The sequence below is a fragment of the Achromobacter sp. K91 genome (assembly GCF_003576205.1).
GTDB classification, from domain to species: Bacteria; Pseudomonadota; Gammaproteobacteria; order Burkholderiales; family Burkholderiaceae_B; genus Achromobacter; species Achromobacter aegrifaciens.
The window spans coordinates 13,538-31,694 of the sequence record NZ_QWFB01000052.1 but is presented as its reverse complement, the minus strand read 5'-3'; the positions used below and the strand labels follow the sequence as shown (position 1 = coordinate 31,694).

The window sequence follows — 18,157 nt, the reverse complement described above, 5'->3', positions numbered from 1 at the left end:
AAAATGACGACGACAATAATGATGGAGACACAGGACCGCCAACGCCGCCACGCTTCGCTGCGCGCGGCGGCCGTGGGCAATGCCCTGGAATGGTTCGACTGGACCTTGTACGGCACGTTCTCGGCCTATCTGGCCATGAACCTGTTCGACCCGTCCGACCGCGGTTCGGCGCTGCTGGCCACGCTGGCCGTGTTCGCGGGCGGATTCCTGGCGCGGCCGATCGGCGGCTGGCTGTTTGGCCGCATCGGCGACCGCTACGGCCGCAAGTTCACGCTGGTTCTGACCATGTGCCTGCTGGCCCTGACCAGCCTGGCAATCGCGCTGCTGCCCACCTATGAGCAGGCCGGGGTGCTGGCTTCGGTATTGCTCTTCATTTGTCGCCTGATGCAGGGATTGGCGCATGGCGGCGAGTCCGGGGTGGCCTATACCTATGTTGCCGAAATCGCGCCGCCCGCGCGGCGCGGGCTGTGGTCGAGTTCGGTGTTCGTCAGCGTGACCATCGGCGTCATGGCCGCGACCGCGCTGGCGGCGTTGCTGACGTCCTGGCTGGGCAAGCCCGCGATGGAAGCCTGGGGCTGGCGCGTGGGCTTTGGCGTGGGGGCGCTGCTGGGCGTCTACGCGCTGTTCCTGCGCCGCAGCGCAAGCGAAAGCGAGGTCTTCGAACACAGCGCGGAGCAGGGCGGCACGCAGAAGGTGTCGGCACGGCAGGCCTTGAAGATCGCCCGCAACATCGTGATGATCGCCGCGGCGTCCAACGCCACGTATTACACCTGGGTCACCTTCGCGCCGGCCACGGCCATCGCGACCAAGGGCATGGATCCGGCGGGCGCCTACACGGCCAGCCTGATCGCGCAGTTGGTGTGCCTGTTGTGGCTGCCGGTCTGCGGCTGGCTGGCGGACCGCTACGGCCGCAAGCCCATGGTGATGGCCTTCGGCCTGGGCGTGGCGCTGGCGGTGTTCCCGGTATCGCACATCGTGACCGACCAGCCCTGGACGCTGTTCGTGGGGCAGCTGATAGGCCTCCTGGTCTGGGCGCTGCTGGCGGCGATCTTCCCCGCCGTGGTGGCCGAACAGGTGCCGACCGGCGCGCGCGCCATGGGCGTGGGCTTCATCTCTTCGCTGTCGGTCGCGATCTTTGGCGGCACCGCGCCCTACATCAATGCCTGGCTGGGCGCCCAAGGGCTGGATTGGGTCTACACGGCCTACGTGGGGGCGCTGGGGCTGATGGCGTTTGCCGGCGCCTTCCTCATCAAGGAGACGGCGGGCATGGACCTGAACGACATCCGCCTGCCGGGCGAGGAAGCCGGCAACACCGCAGTCAACAAGGCCGCCAAGCGCGCGGCATTCAACTGAACTCCAATTTTTTCATCATCACATGAGCAAAATGAACTATCCGGATCTGGCAGGGAAAATCGCGGTTGTCACGGGGGCCGGGGGCGGTATTGGACGCGCCATGGCGGCGGCGTTCCGCCAGCAGGGCGCGACCGTGGTCGCCACCGACCTGGACCTTGAGGCGCTGTCCGGCGTGGACGCGGATTGCCGCCAACTGGACGTCACGCAAGCGCAGGCGGTACGCGCACTGGCCGACGCGGTGGCTGCCCAGTACGGCGCGCTGGACGTGTGGGTCAACAACGCCGGCTTCATGGCCCGCATGCCCGCCCTGGACCTGGACGAAGCCGCATGGCAACGCACCATGGACATCAACCTGAAAGGCACGTTCTTCGGCGCGCAGGCGGCTGCGCGCCACATGATCGCGCAAGGCAGCGGCGCCATCATCAACCTGTCCAGCTATGCCGGCGTCAAGCCGCGCCCGAACTGCGCCGACTATGCGGCTGCCAAGGCCGGCGTGGCCCATCTGACCCAATGCCTGGCGCTGGAGTGGAGCCCCAAGGGGCTGCGCGTCAACGCCATTGCGCCCGGCTTCATCGAAACGCCGATGAGCAGCTGGATGCACGCCGACGCCGCCACCTTTGCCGAATACGTGGAACGCCTGCCGGCGCGCCGCGTGGGCCAGCCGTCCGAGATCGCCGACGCGGCGCTGTATCTGGCTTCGCAGGCATCCGGCTATGTCACTGGTCACGTGCTGATGGTCGACGGCGGAGTGTCCAAGACATGAGCGACGACAAGGACGTGGCATCGTGGTGGAACGGCAAGGCGGCCGTCGTGACGGGCGCGGCCAGAGGGCAGGGCGCGGCCGAGGCGCTGCGCCTGTTGCAGGCCGGCGCAACCGTCTACGCGCTGGACGTCTTGCCCGAAAGCGATGCGACCTGGGCGGAGTTGCGCGCGGCGGCGGGCGCGGATGCCGAACGGCTGCGCATCCGGGTCGCGGACGTGGCCCGCGAATCCGATTGGCTGGCGTTGGCCGACGAGATTTCGGCTGCGGGCGTGCCGCTCTACGGCCTGGTCAACAACGCCGGCGTGACCCTGCGCAAAACCGTGACCGAGACCACGCACGCGGAATGGCGGCGCCTGCTGGACATCAATCTGGACGGGCCATTCCTCGCCATCCGCAACCTGGCCGCACTGATGCCGCAGGGCGCGGCCATCGTCAATACGTCGTCGACGGCGGGGCTTACCGGCTACTTCAGCGCAGCCTACACCGCCAGCAAGTGGGCCCTGCGCGGCCTGACGCGGGCGGCATCGCTGGAACTGGCGGGGCGGGGCATACGCGTCAACACCGTATGCCCCGGCCTGGTGGAAACTCCGATGATCATGCAGCCCAATGCCGTGCATGACGCCGGCCGGGCGCGCCTGTTCTATGAAGGCAACCGCGACGCCACGCCGCTGTCGCGCGGCGCGGATGCCGACGAGATCGCGGCGGCGGTAATGTTCCTGTTGGGGCCCGAGGCTTCGTTCATCACCGGCGCGGACCTGCCGGTCGACGGCGGCATGACGGGAGGAGGCGTGTACTGGCGGATCGGCAAGTCCACCGGCAATCTGTAGCCGCAGTCCCGGGCCGCGGCCCGGGACTGGCCATTGCGCAAGGGCAGAGGCTTAGTGCTTGTCGCCGTAGATATTGCCGGCAATGCCGCCGGCTGCGGCGCCGATGGCGGCCCCAGTCCAGCCGCTGCCGCCCGCGATGGCGGCAATGCCCGCGCCGGCAGCGGCGCCGATGGCCGCGCCCGACAGGGTGCCTTGCTGCTTGGAACTCATGTTGGTGCAGGCTACCAGCGACCCCATCATGAGGCCTATGGCGATCGATCGGATGACTTTCATGGTTGACTCCTAGCGGGCGCGCTTGGCGGGAGCGGCCGGCGTGGCCGGCGCCGCGGGCGCGACGATTTCGAACCAGAGCGTTTCGACCACGGGGCGGTCCATCCGGGTCGGATTGGCCGCGTACCAGCTATCCAGCCGTTCGCGCACCGAATCGAGCGTATGGCTCTGCAAACCCTTGGCGAAACGCGGGATCAGCGTCTGGTTGTCCGCCGGCGCGCGGCGCTGCTGATAGGCCTGCTCCACCTGGATGAGGTTCGCCATGCCCAGCAGGTAGGCCTTCTTCAGATTCGCGTCGGACTCCGACCATTGCTTGCCGGTGATGATGGGCGCCGGGTCGGTAGGCGCCGCTACCACCGGCGCGGCGACCAGCAGTGACAGCGCGAGGGCTGCCGGGCCTAACAGGTGTTTCACTTTCATCATATCGCTCCTTGGTGGAACAAAAGACAGAAAAACAACCAGAACGCCATGCGCGCAGTTCGCTTGCAATGGCCAAGCGCCAGGCGACCAGATCAATTTAGGCTTGAAAGCATGCTTGCGCAAGAGGCGTGCCGCTCTGCCATCGGGCTTCAACACGGACCTGGCGCAGACGTTACCGATTCTGGCAAGCCTGTTCAAATGAAACAGCGTTCGCCGCCTTTGGAATTTCGCTGTACATATTGCTAGCTGTCGCGTCGGGCGGCATGGCCCCCTCGATGCCGGCAGGCACATAGAAGACAAATAAACCCGAGGAGGAGTCAATGCGTACGTTCAATCGCAGGGCCGCGGCATTCCTGGCGAGCGGGCTGATTGCAGTGCTGGCAGGCTGCGCGTCGCCCGGAGGCAAGAAAGAAACCGTCGATATGAAGGGGCTGTCCCAGCCAGTGGAGATCGTGCGCGACCGCCACGGCGTGTCCCACATCTACGCGCAGAACCAGGATGACCTGTTCTTCGCCCAAGGCTTCAACGCGGCGCGCGACCGCCTCTGGCAACTGGACCTCTGGCGCCGCCAGGGCGAGGGCAAGATGGCCGAACAATTCGGTCCGCGCTTTGTCGAGCAGGACCGCGCGGCTCGCCTGTTCCTGTACCGCGGCGACATGCAGGCCGAATTCGCCAGCTACCACCCGCAGGGCAAGGCGATCCTCACGTCCTTCGCGGCGGGCATCAATGCCTACATCGATTGGGTCAAGGCGAATCCCGATCAGATGCCGCCGGAATTCAAGCTGACCGGCACCGAGCCCGGCTATTGGAGCCCCGAGACCTCGCTCATCCGCATCTATGGCCTGACCCGCAATCTCAACGAAGAGGTGCGGATGGCGCAACGCGTCGCGGCGCTGGGCCTGAACGCCGTGCAGGGACTCAGCACCTTCGAGCCGCCCTTGGCGCTGCAGGTGCCTGCCGGACTGGACGTGCGCGACGTCGACAGCAAGGTCCTGGGCGACTACAACCTGGCGCGCAACGGCCAGAAATTCGTCGCCGCCGACTTCCCGCGCAGCCCGCTCGCGGCCGCCGAGCGCGAAAAACTTGCGCAGGAATTGTCCGCGAATCTGCTGGCGTCGCTGGATCCGGCGTTCGACCCCATGGCGACCCGCTACGAGAGCAACAACTGGACCATAGCCGGCCAGCATACGGCCAGCGGCAAGCCCATCCTCGCGGGCGATCCGCACCGGTCCATCACCATGCCGTCGCTGCGCTACATGGTGCACCTGAACGCGCCGGGCTGGAACGTGATCGGCGCGGGCGAGCCCGCGCTGCCCGGCGTGTCCATGGGCCACAACGACCGCATCGCTTTCGGGCTGACGATCTTCGCCTTTGGCGACGAAGAAGACCTGTACGTCTACGACACCAATCCAGCCAGGCCGGACGAATACCGCTACAACGGCCGCTGGGAAAAGATGCGCCAGGTGGATGAGTCGATCCCCGTGCGCGGACAGGCAGCGGCAACGCGCCAGCTGAAGTTCACCCGCCACGGCCCCGTGATCTACGTGGATCCGGTGAAGCGCAAGGCCTATGCCTTGCGCGCGGCCTACCTGGAATTCCCCGGAACCGCGGCCTATCTGGCCAGCCTGCGGCTGAACCAGGCGCAGAACTGGAACGAATTCGTCGCCGGCATGGAGAAGCACTACACGCCCAGCGAGAACATGGTGTATGCCGACGTGGACGGCAACATCGGCTGGTTCGGCGGCAGCATCGCGCCGATACGCCCGCGCGCGGACTGGTCCGGCATGCTCCCCGTGCCCGGCAATGGCGAGTTCGAATGGCGCGGCGTCCTGCCGGGCAGCGCGCTGCCCCGCGCCTACAACCCTCCCGAGGGCTATGTCGCCACCGCCAACGAATACAACCTGCCGGCCGACTACCGCTACAAGGACATGTCCGCCCGCACCTGGGCCGAACCCTACCGCGTGCAGCGCATACGCGAGGTGCTGGCCGACAGCAAGGGGCAGACGGTCCAGAGTTCGCAGGCGCTGCAGTACGACAACCTGTCCATTCCGGCGCGCACGCTGACGGGCTACGCGAAGTCGCTGAATTCGGCCGATCCCGCGACGTCGCAGGCCTTGAGCATGCTGAAGGACTGGGACGCCCGGGTGGGAACGGAATCGCGCGCGGCCACGGTGTACGAGTTCTGGCTGCCCGAGGTCGTCAAGCGCGTGACTGAACTCTACGTGCCTGCCAACGGCCGGGCCGTCTTCGGCAGTCTGTCCACCGCCAAAACGCTGGAAAAGCTGGCCACGCCGGACAGCGCTTTCGGTGCGCAGCCGCAGCAGGGCCGTGACGCGCTGCTGCTGCAGGCGCTGAACGACGGCTTGCAGAAGCTGCGCGCCAAGCTGGGACCGGATTCCTCGCAATGGCAGTGGGGCAAGCTGCATCACATCCAGTTCGAGCACAGCCTGGCCAGCCTGTTGCCCGAGGCCACCGCCAATGCCTACGGCACGCCGCGCTACCCTGTCAGCGGCGACAACGACACCGTGCACCGCGCCACCTTCCGCGCCAGCGACTTCCGCCAGACCAGCGGCGCGTCATACCGCCAGGTGATCGACGTGGCCGACTGGGACAACTCGCGCATGCAGAACGTGCCGGGACAATCCGCCGACCCGCGCAGCCCGTATTACCAGAACCTGCTCAAGGACTGGGCAACGGGCGAGTATTTCCCCATGGCGTTCAGCCGCGCCAAGGTGGATAGCGAGAAGGCGGGTACCTTGAATCTGCGTCCGGTACAGCGCTGACGGAGAGGGCCAGGAAAGACCACGCCGGCAAGCGCCAATAATTGGCGTCTGCCGGCGCTTTTTTATGCGCCGCGCTGGCCTTATCGAGAATTAATTGACACCCAGATAAATATCTCATAAATTAATTGCCTGGGTGTTAATTAATTGGAGAGGCTCGTGGCTGAGAAAGAGATGGCCGCAGTGACGGCAGGCATGCGGGGGGCATCCTGGGATGCCGAGTTGATGCAGCGGCCCTATAAGGTTGTGCCTTACGCCTTGGGCACGGCCGACGGCCAGCGGACCCTGGGCTTCCTGTTCACGGCGACAGGCAAGGAGCGTACGGTCGTATCCCTGATGCATCCGCGCGAGATGTCCGTTACGCACTATATGGTGCCGACGGTGCTCGATGCGGGCTGCGCCTGCTGGGTGCAGGGGCCGCGCTCGATCGGCAACGACCTCAGGCTGGAGCATGAGATCGCCTTGTTCGATGTGGCGGCGGGCATGCAGCACTTGCGGGATCTTGGCTACGAGCGCATCGTCCTCCTGGGCAATTCGGGCGGCGCCGGGTTGTATGCGCTGTACAACCAGCAGTCCCTTTTGGCGCCGGATTCCCGTATCGGCAAAACGCCTGCCGGCCGCCCCACCAAGCTGAACGAACTCGCCATGCCGGTGGTGGACGGACTGGTGTTGCTGTCGCCGCATCCGGGGCAAGGCAGGCTGCTCATGTCTGGTCTGGATCCCTCGGTCGTTGACGAAGCCGATCCGATGCGTACCGATCCGGCGCTGGATCCGTTCAGCGCCGAGAACGGCTATGACGCGCGGACGGGGCAGGCGCGGTACGACCAGGCGTTTCTCGATAAGTATCGTGCCGCGCAGGTCGAGCGTGTGCGGCGCATCGACCAGCAAGCGCGCGCCTTGCTCGCCGCCAAGCAGGATGCCCGCGGCAAGGTCAAGGCCGGTTCGCTGCAGCCGCTGGACCGGCAGCAGGCCGCATTCGCGCCGATCTTTCACGTCTGGCGCACGGATGCGGACCCCAGGGCCTGGGATATCACGCTGGATCCTTCGGACCGCAAGACCGGCTCGCTTTGGGGCAAGGATCCCTTCGTGTCCAACTGGGGCAGCGTGGGCTTTGCCCGGATAGTAACGCCGGAGTCCTGGCTGTCGACCTGGTCGGGACTCTCGTCCAATGCCGCGCTGGAGCAGACCCTGCCGGCCGTGCGGCAGCCGACGCTGCTGATCGAGTACACCGGAGACCAATGCACGTTCCCGGCCGACATCGTCGCCATCCACGGCCAGATCGGTACACAGGCCAAGACCCATGTGCGGGTGCGCGGCAACCACCATGGCATGGCGCTGGCCAAGGACGAGCCCGCCGGCAGGACGGTAGCGGCCCAACACCTGGAAGCGTGGTTGCGCGCGCATTTCTGACCGGGCAATCCGTAGACACGCCCGCCACGGGCGCAAGAGGAACGATCAATGACGAGTCTGGAAAGGATCTTGCCGGCCGAGCGCCTGCTGGGCGTGCGTTACCCGGATGAAGACAGGGTGCGCGAGTATGTGCGCCAGGGCGTGCTTACTGGGGAAACCCTGGCGGGCGGCCTGCGCGATGCCTTTGCCGTTCACGCCGACAGGCTGGCGCTGGTAGGGCCGGACGGTCACTACACCTACCGTGAGCTGGACCAGCGCAGCGACAGGCTGGGCGCGGCGCTGCTGGATCTGGGCCTGCGGCCGCTGGACCGCGCAATCTTCCAGTGCGGCAACAGCCATGAACTGCTGGTGGCGTTCTGCGCCTGCCTGAAGGCGGGGATCATCCCCATCTGCTCCTTGCAGGCCTTCCGCAAACTGGAGATCGAATATCTGGGAAACCTGGCGCAAGCACGGCTGCACCTTGTCCAGGGCGACGATCCGAAGTTCGACGACGTGGCCTTCGCAGAAGAGATGCAGCGGCATGTGCCGACGTTGGCGCATGTCGTACAGGCGCGCGGGTCCGCTCGCGGATGTGCCGTCACGATAGACGGCCTGATCGCGGCCACGCCGCTGGCAGCCGCCCGCGCGCGCCTTGCGCAAGTGCAGGCGCATCCGTTCCAGGTGGCGGTGTTCCAGCTGTCGGGCGGTACGACCGGGGTGCCCAAGATCATCCCGCGCTTTCATTCCGAGTATCTCTACAACATGCGGGCGGTGGCAGCCTGGAACCGCTACACCAGCGACGACGTGCTGTTCTTTCCCACGCCCTACATGCACAACCTGAACATGGGCTGCTTCTTCGGTCCATTCCTGTTGAGCGGCGCTCAGGTCACCGTATGCCGCAGCCTGGACGAAGCCACCTTGCAGGGCTTGGTGCGGACTTACCGGCCCACCTGGTTCGGCGTGGCGGGCCCGATCCTGACCCGCATCCTGCCCGAGCTGGACCGCGCGGACGCCAGCGTAAAGGCGCGCCGCCGTTTCATTACGCCTCGCAACGCCGCGGGCCTGGCCAGAACCACCGGATCGCCCGCATTCCATATCTTCGGCATGACCGAGGGCGTCATCATGTTCGCCAAGGAGGGCGACAGCGCGAACGTGCTCGAAAATTCGGTCGGCCGGCCGGTTTCGGGCCACGACGAGGTCCGGATCGTGACGCCCGGCACCGACACCGAAGTGCCTGTAGGTGAAACCGGCGAAGCGCTGTTCAAGGGGCCTTACACCATACGCGGTTACTACAAGTCGGAGGCGGAGGACGTCGGTCGTTTCACGGCCGACGGCTTCTACCGCTCGGGCGACCTGATGCGCTGCGAAGTGCACGACGGCCGGCGCTACTACTACTTCTGCGGGCGGATCAAGGACGTGGTGGACCGCGGCGGCGAAAAGATCAACGCCGAGGAGGTCGAGAACGTGCTTAACGGGCATCCGGCCATCCTGGCCTCGGCCGTGGTGGCCATGCCGGATCCGGTCTACGGGGAACGCGTCTGTGCCTTCGTGATAGCTCGCCTCCCTGGCGCGGCGCTCACGCTACCCATGGTCTGCGGCTATCTGCAAGAGGTCGGGCTAGCGAAGTTCAAGTGGCCTGAACGCCTGGAAGTCGTGGACGAATTTCCCCTTTCCGCATCTGGAAAGCTGAGCAAAAAAGCGTTGCGCGGCCAGATCGCCGCCACGCTCGAGGCCGAACGCGGCCAGCAAACGAATGGAGAACACGCCAAATGAGCCCGTCCTTGCCTGAACTTTCTTCCATCCCCAAGGTGCGGCTGCACGGAGTGCACCACACGGCCAGGCCGACCTGGAAGCTCGCGCAAACCGTGCGCTTCTATCGCGACCTGCTGGGCTTGCCGCTGGTGCATGCCATTTCCGCCAAGGGATGGGGCCCGCAGAACCATCCTGATTTCCTGCACTTCTTTTTCGACAGCGGCAATGGCAGCACCATCGCCTTCTTCTACTACATCGGCACGCAGCGTCCCGAGCGCCTGACGCCCACGGATCATTACCAGGACCGCGCTACCCACACCGCCTGGCGGGTCGAAAGCGAGGCCGAGCTGCTGCGATGGCGCGCTCGCGTGGAGGCGGTCGGGATTCCCTTGCGTTACCAGATCCGCCACGAGGTGATCGAATCCATCTACTTCAACGATCCCAACGGCTATCCCATCGAAATCACCTGGCAGGTGCGGCCCTTCAGCGCGGAAGACGCGCAGGACGCCCAGAATACGCTCGAAGCCGCGATGGCATTGGAGGAGGGCGGCTTTGACTCCATCGAGCCGGTGTGGCGGGCCAAGGGCGCCGCGCTGGGCAGGCAGGCGCAGGACAAGGCGGCCATCTATGTACTGGACGTGCCCGAATTCAAGGGTTTGCTGGATGCCGCCCGCGGCAGCGCGGGCTATTCCACGCAGCCCGCCGGAAACGGCTATCTGTGCATCTTGGGCAATCCTGGGCTGCGGTTCGAGCGTAAGGAACTGGGCTTTAAACCGGCCGTCTGGTATGGCGCCTTGACCGGCGGGTTGAGCGGCCGTATCGAACAGTTCGACATGGACGTCCTGTCCATTGCACCTCTGGAGCTCGCATGAAAGCCGCCATCATCGGAGGCGGGCCGGCGGGCCTGTTTCTTGCCATCCTGTTGAAACAGCGCCAACCGGCCGCGGCCGTCACCGTGTATGAACAGAACCCGGCCGATGCCACCTTCGGCTTCGGCGTAGTCATGGCCGACAAGGGGCTGGATCGATTGCGGGATGCCTCCCCCGGGGTATTCGACGCGCTCGCCGGCGCCATGCGCTTCAGCGACCGGCAGGTCATCGTGTCGAACGAGACGCCGGTCACGGTGCAGCGCCCCGGCAGCGGCGGCGCCATTGCGCGCATCGAGCTGCTGCGCATCCTGGGCGTACACGCCAGGCGGTTGGGCGTGGATGTGCGCTACCAGGAACGGATCGATGATTTCCAGGCGCTCGATGCCGATGTGGTGGTGGGCGCGGACGGGATCAATTCCCGGGTGCGTGACAGTGACGAGTGCGGGTTCGACGTGCACCGGTACAGCCTCACAAACCATTTCGCCTGGTATGGCGTCGCAAAGGCCTTCCCATCCCCAAGCCTGGTGTTCCGCAAGCACGGCGCGGGTTACTTTGTGGCGCACTACTACCCCTATTCGGCATCCATGAGCACCTTCGTCGCGGAATGCGATCACCGCAGTTGGCAGGACCTGGGCATGGAGGCGATGAGTGCCGAGGCGCGGCAGCAGCTGTTCGAACAGGTATTCGCGCCCGAACTGGACGGGCACGCATTGGTCTCGAACCATTCCAGTTGGCGCCAGTTCCCGGTCATACGCGCGCGCAACTGGTGCGTGGGCAACCGGGTGCTGATAGGCGACGCGCTCAGCAGCGCACATTTTTCCATCGGGTCGGGCACGCGTATCGCCATGGAGGACGCCATCGCGCTGGCCGATGCATTGAATGGTTCGCCCGGCGATATTCCTGGTGCGCTGGCTTCATATTGCGCCACGCGCCAGCCGCAAAAGCAAAAGCTGATAGGCGCGTCGGAAGCTTCCTTCAACTGGTACGAGCGCATGCGGGACTGGATGGATCAGTATGGACCGCGGGAGTTCGTGCTGCGTTTCATGACGCGCACCGGGCGCGTCGACGTCGGCCGGCTGCGTGAGCAATATCCGGCCCTGGTGCGGGAATTCGAAGCGGCCGGGCTGATGCCTGCCGAGTGCGAGGGACAACCATGAAAGCCACCGAGATGGTCCTGAGCCTCGACCCCTTCGTGGTCCGGCGCGAGGTGCGATGGGGGGATTGCGATCCGGCGGGGGTGGTCTATACCGGGCGCTTTACCGACTACCTGTTGGGCGCGGTGGGGCTGTATACAGAGCATCTCGGGGAAGGGAAGCGCTTGGGCGAGGCGCATGAGGTCGGCACGCCGTGCCGGGGCATGTCCTTAGACTTTACCGGTACGCTCTGGCCGGGAGACGTAGTCCATATCGCATGTAGTCTAGGAGCGCTGCGCACGCGTTCATTCGATATCCGGGCGCACGCCACCCGGCCTGACGGAAGCCCGGTATTTGCGGCGGTGTTTTCCCCCATCTGCGTACGGCAGGACGCAAGGGTGGGCACGCCCATTCCCGCCTCCTTGCGTGAGGTGCTGTTGCGGCACGGCGCCACGACGCATGATGGCTGAAGAGGCGGGACGGGCGGGATATTTGCCAGGGAGGCAATAAAACCTTAGGATGCCCCGGTCATCCGGATTTCCCAGAGTGTGCCGATATGCCCACCGCAAAAAAGCCCGCCACCGATGCCGCACCGCGCAAGCGTGGCCGTCCACCCCGGGTCGAGTCGCCGATCAACGGTGAAGCCACGCTCAGCCGGGCTGCCATCATCGAACGCGCGATCGCGCTGGCACGCGAAACCTCGCTGGATCAGATCTCCATGGTGCAACTGGCGCGCGACTTCGGCGTCGCGCCCGGCCTGATCCATTACTACTTGGGCGGGCGCGACAAATTGATATCGGGCGTGCTCAACAACTACTACAGGGAGCGGCTGGCACGGATGCCGGCGCTGACCGGCGACTGGCGCGCCGACATCGAAACCATCGCGCGAGTCAGCCTGGCCTTTGCGGTGGAGAATCCCGGCGTCAGCACCTATGTCGCCTCCCATAACCGCTTCCGCCTGTTCCAGGACGTGGATTCAGGTGAAACCGATTTTGGCGCGGTGTTCTTCAACCACGTGACCACGGCCTTCATGCAAGGTGGCTTTTCGGCTGAGCAGGTGGCCCTGGCCTACCACCTGCTGGCGCAATTCCTGGTCGCAAGCAGCCGTGCCGAAGCGTCCAAGCAGTTGCCTGTCTACCATCGCGATTTCATCCGCGGACGGCTGGATGCCATGCCGGCGGACCGCTATCCCGGAGCCCGCTACGTCGCAGAGGCGTTCTCAGGACTAAGTACCGAATTGGCATTTGAAGCCGGCCTGCGGATCCTGCTCGACGGCATCGCGCAATGGGCCCGGGAGCCTGGCGTGCAGGCCAAGCCCAAACGCAAGACGGCCACCCGATAGTCCTCCCCGATTCCGGCGCGCAAGTGCGCGAGCGCGTGGTGTAAACCCTTATTTAACACTATATCAATTAAATTTATATTTAATTGATATAGTGGCAATTAATAAGCGGCCGTGGACCTTTTCCGGCACGCGCCCATAAGGAGACATCATGAAAGCAGCACGCTGGCTGACGGGGTTGGCTATTGTTCTGGGTTGCGCGACTTACAGCGCTGCAGGCGCGCAGCAGTACCCCGACAAGCCGGTCAGGATCATTGCGCCCACGGCCGCGGGCAGCGCGCCGGACATCATCACGCGCCTGATCGCCGACAGGCTGGGCCGCCAATGGGGGCACCAGGTCATCGTCGAGAACCGCCCCGGGGGGAATGGCATCATCGGCATGAACGCGCTGACCCGCGCCGACCCGGACGGCTACACACTGGCCATGTTCCACGCAGCCGCGGCCGTCACCACGCCGTTCCTGTACCAAGCCGCCAAGTTCGACATCGAACGCGATACCGAAGTGGTTGCCACGCTGGCCTATACGCCCATGATGCTGGTCACGACTCCCGGCACGCCTTACCGTTCGGTCGCCGACCTGATCGCGGCCGCCAAAGGGGGAGAGGCTTCGGACCTGGTGATAGGCAGTCCGACCCGCGGTTCGATACCCAACCTGTCGGTCTACCTGATCGGCCAACTTGGCGGCCGCGAGTTCCGGCAGGTCAGCTTCAGCGGCACCTCGCAAGCCTTGCAAGCCCTGATCAAGGGCGACATACCTGTCTACATAGACGGCGTCGCGCCGCTTGTGCCTCTGGTGCGCGCGGGCAAGCTGGTGCCGGTTGCGATGAGCGCGGATCGGACGCTGCCGGGCTTCGAAGGCATTCCCTTGGTCAAGGACACCTTGCCCGGCATGGTGACCTTGGGCTGGTTCGCGGTCTTTGCGCCGAAGGGGACGCCGGCGCTGGTTCTGGACACCCTGAACGCGGCCATCAACAAAGCCCTGCAGGAATCGGAGGTGCAGAGCCGTCTGGCGGACCTGGGAACCTTCGTCATGCCGCTAAGCCGAACCCAGGCCAGCGCGTTCGTGCATGACGAAAAGGGGAAATGGGGCGGCGTCATCGCCACCGCGCAGGTCAAAGCGGAGTAGAGGCAGACGCCTTGAGGGCGCTAGACGCGTGCTCTGCTGCCCTTATGCGGTGAGCCTGCGCGCTATCGCGGCCCGGCCAGGCCGCCCGTGGAGCGCCGTTCGATCAGCGTGGCCTCGCTGATCATGCGTTGCGGCGCTTCCTCTTTGTCCTGCAGGCGCCGGCTGAGAAGTTCGCCCGCATGCCGGCCGATTTCGAGTGCGCTGATGGACATCGTGCTGAGCGCGGGGCGCCAGTTTTCCGCCCATTCGATGTTGTCGAAGCCGATCACGCCGACATCCCTGCCGGGCTCCTGACCGCGTTCGTACAGGGCCATCGTCACGCCGAAAGCAACGATGTCATTGAAGCAAACCAGCGCGGTGGGCGGATTCGCGGAAGAGAGCAGGCGATGCGCCGCGGCTGCCGCATCGCCGATCTTGGGCAGGCAACTGGCCACCAGTTCCTGATCCACGGACAGCCCCTTTGCCTGCAACGCGTCGCAATAGCCGAGATAGCGGTCATGGCTTACGGACGTGGCCACGGAACTGCCCAGGAAGGCCAGGCGGGTATGCCCCAGCGATAGCAGGTGCCGCGTTGCGCGGCCCGCGCCGGCGCGGTTGTCCGTACCCGCGTAATCCAGGCGCGCGGAATCGACCGAGCGCAATACCTGCACCACAGGTACGCCGGCGCGGATGCAGGCATCGAAGGTCGAGGGGGCGGAGCCGGTTGCCGCGCTGATGATCAGTCCATCGACGCGCATTTCGAGCATCCGTTGCAGGATGCGGTCCTGCACCTCCAGCGATTCGCTGGTGCTGGCCATGACGACCTGCTTGCCCAGCGGCGCCATGCACTCCTCGATTCCCTGAAGTATCTCCGCGTAGACCGGATTGGCGATTTCGGGGATGACCAGGCCGATGGTGTCGGTGCGCGAAGAGCGCAGGTTGGCGGCGCTGCGGTTGTAGACGTAGCCGACTTCGGCCATGGCCTGTTCGACGCGCGCGCGCGTTTTCGCGGCGACCAGGGGGCTGTTGCGGCAGACGAGCGATACGGTGGCGCGGGACACGCCCGCGACGCGGGCTACGTCTTTCAATGTGGTCATGGGGGTGCGGGTACCGGAAAAGCTGGAAGATACCATTCTGCCCATTTTCGGGCGTCCCCAAATACCTCGCCCGCTCCGGCCGCCAGCCCGTCGCCAATTACCTAGGGTTTGTACCAGATGGGAAAATTTAGATCGATCTAATAAATTTAGATCGATCTAAATTTGAGAGTCAGGAGCAGAAGAGAAATGGGGAAAGTCACGCCTTTGCCACCGGTGGTGGGCATCGTGGCGCCTGGCTACGCCAGCCATGAAATCGAACGCCGCATCCTCGGACCGATAGGCGCCGAGGTGCGGGAGCTGGATTGGGGCGGAAACCGGCAGCGCCTGCTGGAGCTGCTCGGCGGGGTGTCCGTGGCGCTGGTGCGCGACACGCCGCTGGATCGCGAGGCGATCCAGCGTCTGCCCATGGGCGGCGGCATCGTCCGGTACGGAGTGGGGGTGGACACCATCGATCTGCAGGCGGCCCGCGAGCGTGGCGTGCGGGTCGCCAATGTGCCGCAGTACGGCGCCGACATCGAGGTGGCCGACCATGCCGCGGCGCTGACCCTGGCCTTGCTGCGCCGGGTGGTCTCACGTCACCAGCAGGTGCTGGCGGGCGCTTGGGACATAGGCCAGCGCGAGCCGATACACCGCATCGCGGACGCCACGCTGGGCCTCATCGGTTTCGGACGCATCGGACGAGCCTACCTGCAACGCATGCGTGGGTTCGGCATCGGACGTGTGCTGGTGCACGATCCCCACGTCGACGATGCCACCCTGGTTGGCGCCGGTGTGCGGCGCGCCGGTCTGGATGAATTGTTCGCAAGCTCGCGCATCGTCGCGCTGCATGCTCCATCGACGCCCGAGAACCGCCACGTCGTCAATGCCGGCGCGCTTGCGCTGATGCGCGGCGACGCCTGCCTGGTAAACACCTCGCGGGGGGCTCTCGTCGATACCTATGCGCTGGCCGCGGCGCTGGCCGGCGGACGGCTGCTGGGCGCCGCCCTCGACGTGCAGGAAGTCGAGCCCATGGCTGCGGACAATCCGCTGCGCGCGCTGCCCAACGTGATCCTGACCGATCACATGGGCTGGTACTCCGAGGCGACCGTGGCGGCGCTGCAGGAAGGCGCCGCGCAGGCCGCGCTGGAAATTCTCACTACCGGGCAACCGACGCACTGGGCGAATCCTTGACATGCAACACGAAACAATCAAATCCGGGTTCTTTGACTTGCAAGGCCGCACGGCCTTGATCACGGGGTCGCGCCGGGGCATAGGCCTGGCGCTGGCGAAGGCGCTGGGCGACGCCGGCGCGGCGATCATCCTGCACGACCGGAACGTGGCGCGCCTGGAGGAGGCGGTTCTCGAACTGAGGGCGCGAGGCGTAACGGTGGACACGATCGGCTTTGACGCCCTGGACTGCGCTGCAATCGATGCCGCCGCCGCGCGATTGGCCGCAAGCGGACGCCAGGTGGACATCCTCGTGAACAACGTCGGCATCAATGTGCGCAGGAAGCTCGAGGAATTCACCTTGCCGGAGTGGCAGCTGGTTCTGGACACGAACCTGACCTCCGCCTTCCTGGTCAGCAAGGCTTTCGTGCCGGCAATGATCGAACGGCGCGCGGGCAAGATCATCAACATCTGCTCATTGATGAGCGAGCTGGGCCGCGGCACCACCGGCGCGTATACCGCCAGCAAGGGTGGCCTGAAGATGCTGACCCGGGCCATGTGCGTGGAATGGGCGTCGCGCAACATCCAGGTGAACGGGATCGGTCCAGGCTACTTCCGAACCGAAATGACCCAAGCCTTGGCCGACGATCCTGACTTTTCCGGATGGCTTGCCAAGCGCACGCCAGCGGCGCGCTGGGGCGAGGTGCATGAATTGGGCGGCGCAGCGGTGTTCCTGGCATCGGGAGCGGCCGATTTCGTCAACGGCCAGGTTATTTACGTAGACGGCGGCTTCACCGCCTCCATGTGAGAAGCATCATGCAGACCGTACCGATCATCTTCGGTTCCTTGTCCCGTTACGTGCAAGGACCGGGCGCACTGCGTCAACTGCCCCAGGCTGTCGACGACCTTGGGGCGAAGCGGCCGGCGCTGGTTGCCGACTCGTTCGTGCGCGAACTGCTGTGCAGCGCATGGCCAGAGGCCGGGCAACTCGCCTGGATCCGGTTCGAAGGCGAGTGCACGCGCGAGGCAGTGGATGCAATTGTCGGCGCGTGCCGCTCCGGCGGGCATGACCTGCTGATCGCCGCTGGCGGCGGGAAGTCCATCGATGCCGCCAAGGGCGCCCAAATCCAGTCTGGACTACCGATATTCGTCGTGCCTACCGTGTCGTCCACGGATGCGCCCACCAGCAGGGTGGCGGTGCTGTACGGCGATGACCACCGGATTTCCGAGGTGCGATCGATGCGCGCCAATCCCGATCTCGTACTCGTGGACACGGAGCTCCTGGCCCGCGCTCCGCGCCGGTTTCTGGTGTCCGGTATCGGCGATGCGCTGTCCAAGCGTTTCGAGGCCGAGCAGTGCATAGGGGCAGGCGGCGTGAACTTCTACGGCGGCCGGCAGGGCATGCTGGCGAAAATGATCTCGGCGAATTGCTTCGAGGTGCTCATGAACGATGCCGACGCGGCCTTGGCTGCGCAGGCGGCGGGCAGGCCGACTCCGGCGTTCGAGCGGCTGATTGAAGCCAGCATCCTGCTCTCCGGCCTGGCCTTTGAAAACGCGGGCCTCTCCGTGGCGCACTCCCTGACGCGCGGACTATCCGCGGTGCCCGAGATACTGGGAAGTCTGCACGGCGAGGAAGTCGCCTTCGGGCTGATCGTGCAGCTGCTGCTGGAACGCGAGGCCAACGCGGCGATGCTGGCGCAGTTGCTGCCGTTCTATCGCCGCATCGGCTTGCCCGCGACGCTCGAGGAGCTGGGCGTTCCCCGCGAGCGTATCTCCCAACGCGCAGAGGCGATCGCCCGGATCAGCGTGGAGACATCTCCGCACATCAAGCACTTCGGCCGGCCGCTGACGGTAGGCGAGGTTCAGGCGGCCATTCTTGCAGCGAGCGCGCTGCCCTAGCGGGAATCGAATACC

At 65.5% G+C, this 18,157-nt stretch carries 17 protein-coding genes; 14 read left to right on the top strand and 3 right to left on the bottom strand.

All coding sequences use genetic code 11. From position 1 onward, the window contains the following. Positions 1-21: 21 nt before the first annotated feature. Genes DXK93_RS25020 through DXK93_RS25010 form a run of 3 tightly spaced genes read left to right on the top strand, consistent with a single transcriptional unit; the run spans position 22 to position 2,943 of the window. Entirely contained in the window at positions 22-1,353 is a 1,332-nt protein-coding gene (locus DXK93_RS25020; RefSeq protein WP_054454873.1) for an MFS transporter, read from the top strand. 22 nt (positions 1,354-1,375) lie between these two features. Further along, positions 1,376-2,116, top strand: a complete 741-nt coding sequence (locus tag DXK93_RS25015; protein ID WP_225588726.1) for an SDR family NAD(P)-dependent oxidoreductase — start codon at positions 1,376-1,378, stop codon at positions 2,114-2,116. Then, positions 2,113-2,943 (top strand): SDR family NAD(P)-dependent oxidoreductase, encoded by an 831-nt coding sequence (locus DXK93_RS25010; RefSeq protein ID WP_225591363.1) that lies wholly within the window; start codon positions 2,113-2,115, stop codon positions 2,941-2,943. Before DXK93_RS25015 ends, DXK93_RS25010 begins: the two co-directional genes overlap by 4 nt. A gap of 51 nt (positions 2,944-2,994) precedes the next feature. On the opposite strand, the gene DXK93_RS25005 is transcribed toward DXK93_RS25010, so the two are convergent. Together DXK93_RS25005 and DXK93_RS25000 are read right to left on the bottom strand one after the other, a co-directional pair. Beyond that, positions 2,995-3,216, bottom strand: a complete 222-nt coding sequence (locus DXK93_RS25005) for a YMGG-like glycine zipper-containing protein (RefSeq protein WP_013393765.1) — start codon at positions 3,214-3,216, stop codon at positions 2,995-2,997. A gap of 9 nt (positions 3,217-3,225) precedes the next feature. Then, on the bottom strand, positions 3,226-3,633 hold the full coding sequence (locus DXK93_RS25000; RefSeq protein ID WP_082401051.1) for a hypothetical protein: 408 nt from the start codon (positions 3,631-3,633) through the stop codon (positions 3,226-3,228). Between the two features lie 320 nt (positions 3,634-3,953). Between DXK93_RS25000 and DXK93_RS24995 the strand changes: the two genes are divergently transcribed. The 8 genes from DXK93_RS24995 to DXK93_RS24960 all read left to right on the top strand — a co-directional run bounded on the left by DXK93_RS24995 (position 3,954) and on the right by DXK93_RS24960 (position 14,021). Further along, positions 3,954-6,416, top strand: coding sequence for a penicillin acylase family protein (locus DXK93_RS24995; RefSeq protein ID WP_119451484.1), 2,463 nt, complete (start codon positions 3,954-3,956; stop codon positions 6,414-6,416). A 222-nt stretch (positions 6,417-6,638) separates the two neighbouring features. Continuing rightward, positions 6,639-7,823: an alpha/beta hydrolase gene (locus DXK93_RS24990; RefSeq protein ID WP_119451542.1), complete on the top strand. Its 1,185-nt coding sequence runs from the start codon at positions 6,639-6,641 to the stop codon at positions 7,821-7,823. A 48-nt stretch (positions 7,824-7,871) separates the two neighbouring features. After that, positions 7,872-9,575 carry an AMP-binding protein gene (locus DXK93_RS24985; RefSeq protein ID WP_119451483.1) on the top strand — a complete coding sequence of 568 codons (1,704 nt, stop codon included), beginning with the start codon at positions 7,872-7,874 and terminating at the stop codon, positions 9,573-9,575. Continuing rightward, entirely contained in the window at positions 9,572-10,426 is an 855-nt protein-coding gene (locus tag DXK93_RS24980; protein ID WP_119451482.1) for a VOC family protein, read from the top strand. The genes DXK93_RS24985 and DXK93_RS24980 overlap by 4 nt, the downstream gene beginning before the upstream one ends. Then, entirely contained in the window at positions 10,423-11,580 is a 1,158-nt protein-coding gene (locus DXK93_RS24975) for an FAD-dependent monooxygenase (protein ID WP_119451481.1), read from the top strand. Before DXK93_RS24980 ends, DXK93_RS24975 begins: the two co-directional genes overlap by 4 nt. Next, positions 11,577-12,026: a thioesterase family protein gene (locus tag DXK93_RS24970; protein ID WP_119451480.1), complete on the top strand. Its 450-nt coding sequence runs from the start codon at positions 11,577-11,579 to the stop codon at positions 12,024-12,026. The genes DXK93_RS24975 and DXK93_RS24970 overlap by 4 nt, the downstream gene beginning before the upstream one ends. An 86-nt stretch (positions 12,027-12,112) precedes the next feature. Beyond that, positions 12,113-12,898, top strand: a complete 786-nt coding sequence (locus DXK93_RS24965) for a TetR/AcrR family transcriptional regulator (protein WP_119451479.1) — start codon at positions 12,113-12,115, stop codon at positions 12,896-12,898. 148 nt (positions 12,899-13,046) lie between these two features. Next, on the top strand, positions 13,047-14,021 hold the full coding sequence (locus DXK93_RS24960; protein WP_119451478.1) for a tripartite tricarboxylate transporter substrate binding protein: 975 nt from the start codon (positions 13,047-13,049) through the stop codon (positions 14,019-14,021). A gap of 62 nt (positions 14,022-14,083) precedes the next feature. Here the strand turns inward: DXK93_RS24960 and DXK93_RS24955 are convergent, their stop codons facing one another. After that, positions 14,084-15,097, bottom strand: a complete 1,014-nt coding sequence (locus tag DXK93_RS24955) for a LacI family DNA-binding transcriptional regulator (protein ID WP_158598575.1) — start codon at positions 15,095-15,097, stop codon at positions 14,084-14,086. A gap of 186 nt (positions 15,098-15,283) precedes the next feature. Here DXK93_RS24955 and DXK93_RS24950 point away from each other — a divergent pair, with 186 nt between their 5' ends. The 3 genes from DXK93_RS24950 to DXK93_RS24940 are packed head-to-tail and all read left to right on the top strand — an operon-like array spanning position 15,284 to position 18,142. After that, complete coding sequence (locus DXK93_RS24950) at positions 15,284-16,267, top strand: C-terminal binding protein (RefSeq protein ID WP_119451476.1); 984 nt, start codon at positions 15,284-15,286, stop codon at positions 16,265-16,267. 1 nt (position 16,268) lies between these two features. Then, on the top strand, positions 16,269-17,051 hold the full coding sequence (locus DXK93_RS24945; protein WP_119451475.1) for an SDR family oxidoreductase: 783 nt from the start codon (positions 16,269-16,271) through the stop codon (positions 17,049-17,051). 8 nt (positions 17,052-17,059) lie between these two features. Beyond that, entirely contained in the window at positions 17,060-18,142 is a 1,083-nt protein-coding gene (locus tag DXK93_RS24940; protein ID WP_119451474.1) for a glycerol dehydrogenase, read from the top strand. Positions 18,143-18,157 lie beyond the last annotated feature (15 nt).

Bases quoted from the DNA above. Each gene is read 5' to 3' on its own strand.
- DXK93_RS25020 (WP_054454873.1), top strand. From the start codon at position 22: ATGGAGACACAGGACCGCCAACGCCGCCACGCTTCGCTGCGCGCGGCG.
- DXK93_RS25015 (WP_225588726.1), top strand. From the start codon at position 1,376: ATGAGCAAAATGAACTATCCGGATCTGGCAGGGAAAATCGCGGTTGTC.
- DXK93_RS25010 (WP_225591363.1), top strand. From the start codon at position 2,113: ATGAGCGACGACAAGGACGTGGCATCGTGGTGGAACGGCAAGGCGGCC.
- DXK93_RS25005 (WP_013393765.1), bottom strand. From the start codon at position 3,216: ATGAAAGTCATCCGATCGATCGCCATAGGCCTCATGATGGGGTCGCTG.
- DXK93_RS25000 (WP_082401051.1), bottom strand. From the start codon at position 3,633: ATGAAAGTGAAACACCTGTTAGGCCCGGCAGCCCTCGCGCTGTCACTG.
- DXK93_RS24995 (WP_119451484.1), top strand. From the start codon at position 3,954: ATGCGTACGTTCAATCGCAGGGCCGCGGCATTCCTGGCGAGCGGGCTG.
- DXK93_RS24990 (WP_119451542.1), top strand. From the start codon at position 6,639: ATGCAGCGGCCCTATAAGGTTGTGCCTTACGCCTTGGGCACGGCCGAC.
- DXK93_RS24985 (WP_119451483.1), top strand. From the start codon at position 7,872: ATGACGAGTCTGGAAAGGATCTTGCCGGCCGAGCGCCTGCTGGGCGTG.
- DXK93_RS24980 (WP_119451482.1), top strand. From the start codon at position 9,572: ATGAGCCCGTCCTTGCCTGAACTTTCTTCCATCCCCAAGGTGCGGCTG.
- DXK93_RS24975 (WP_119451481.1), top strand. From the start codon at position 10,423: ATGAAAGCCGCCATCATCGGAGGCGGGCCGGCGGGCCTGTTTCTTGCC.
- DXK93_RS24970 (WP_119451480.1), top strand. From the start codon at position 11,577: ATGAAAGCCACCGAGATGGTCCTGAGCCTCGACCCCTTCGTGGTCCGG.
- DXK93_RS24965 (WP_119451479.1), top strand. From the start codon at position 12,113: ATGCCCACCGCAAAAAAGCCCGCCACCGATGCCGCACCGCGCAAGCGT.
- DXK93_RS24960 (WP_119451478.1), top strand. From the start codon at position 13,047: ATGAAAGCAGCACGCTGGCTGACGGGGTTGGCTATTGTTCTGGGTTGC.
- DXK93_RS24955 (WP_158598575.1), bottom strand. From the start codon at position 15,097: ATGACCACATTGAAAGACGTAGCCCGCGTCGCGGGCGTGTCCCGCGCC.
- DXK93_RS24950 (WP_119451476.1), top strand. From the start codon at position 15,284: ATGGGGAAAGTCACGCCTTTGCCACCGGTGGTGGGCATCGTGGCGCCT.
- DXK93_RS24945 (WP_119451475.1), top strand. From the start codon at position 16,269: ATGCAACACGAAACAATCAAATCCGGGTTCTTTGACTTGCAAGGCCGC.
- DXK93_RS24940 (WP_119451474.1), top strand. From the start codon at position 17,060: ATGCAGACCGTACCGATCATCTTCGGTTCCTTGTCCCGTTACGTGCAA.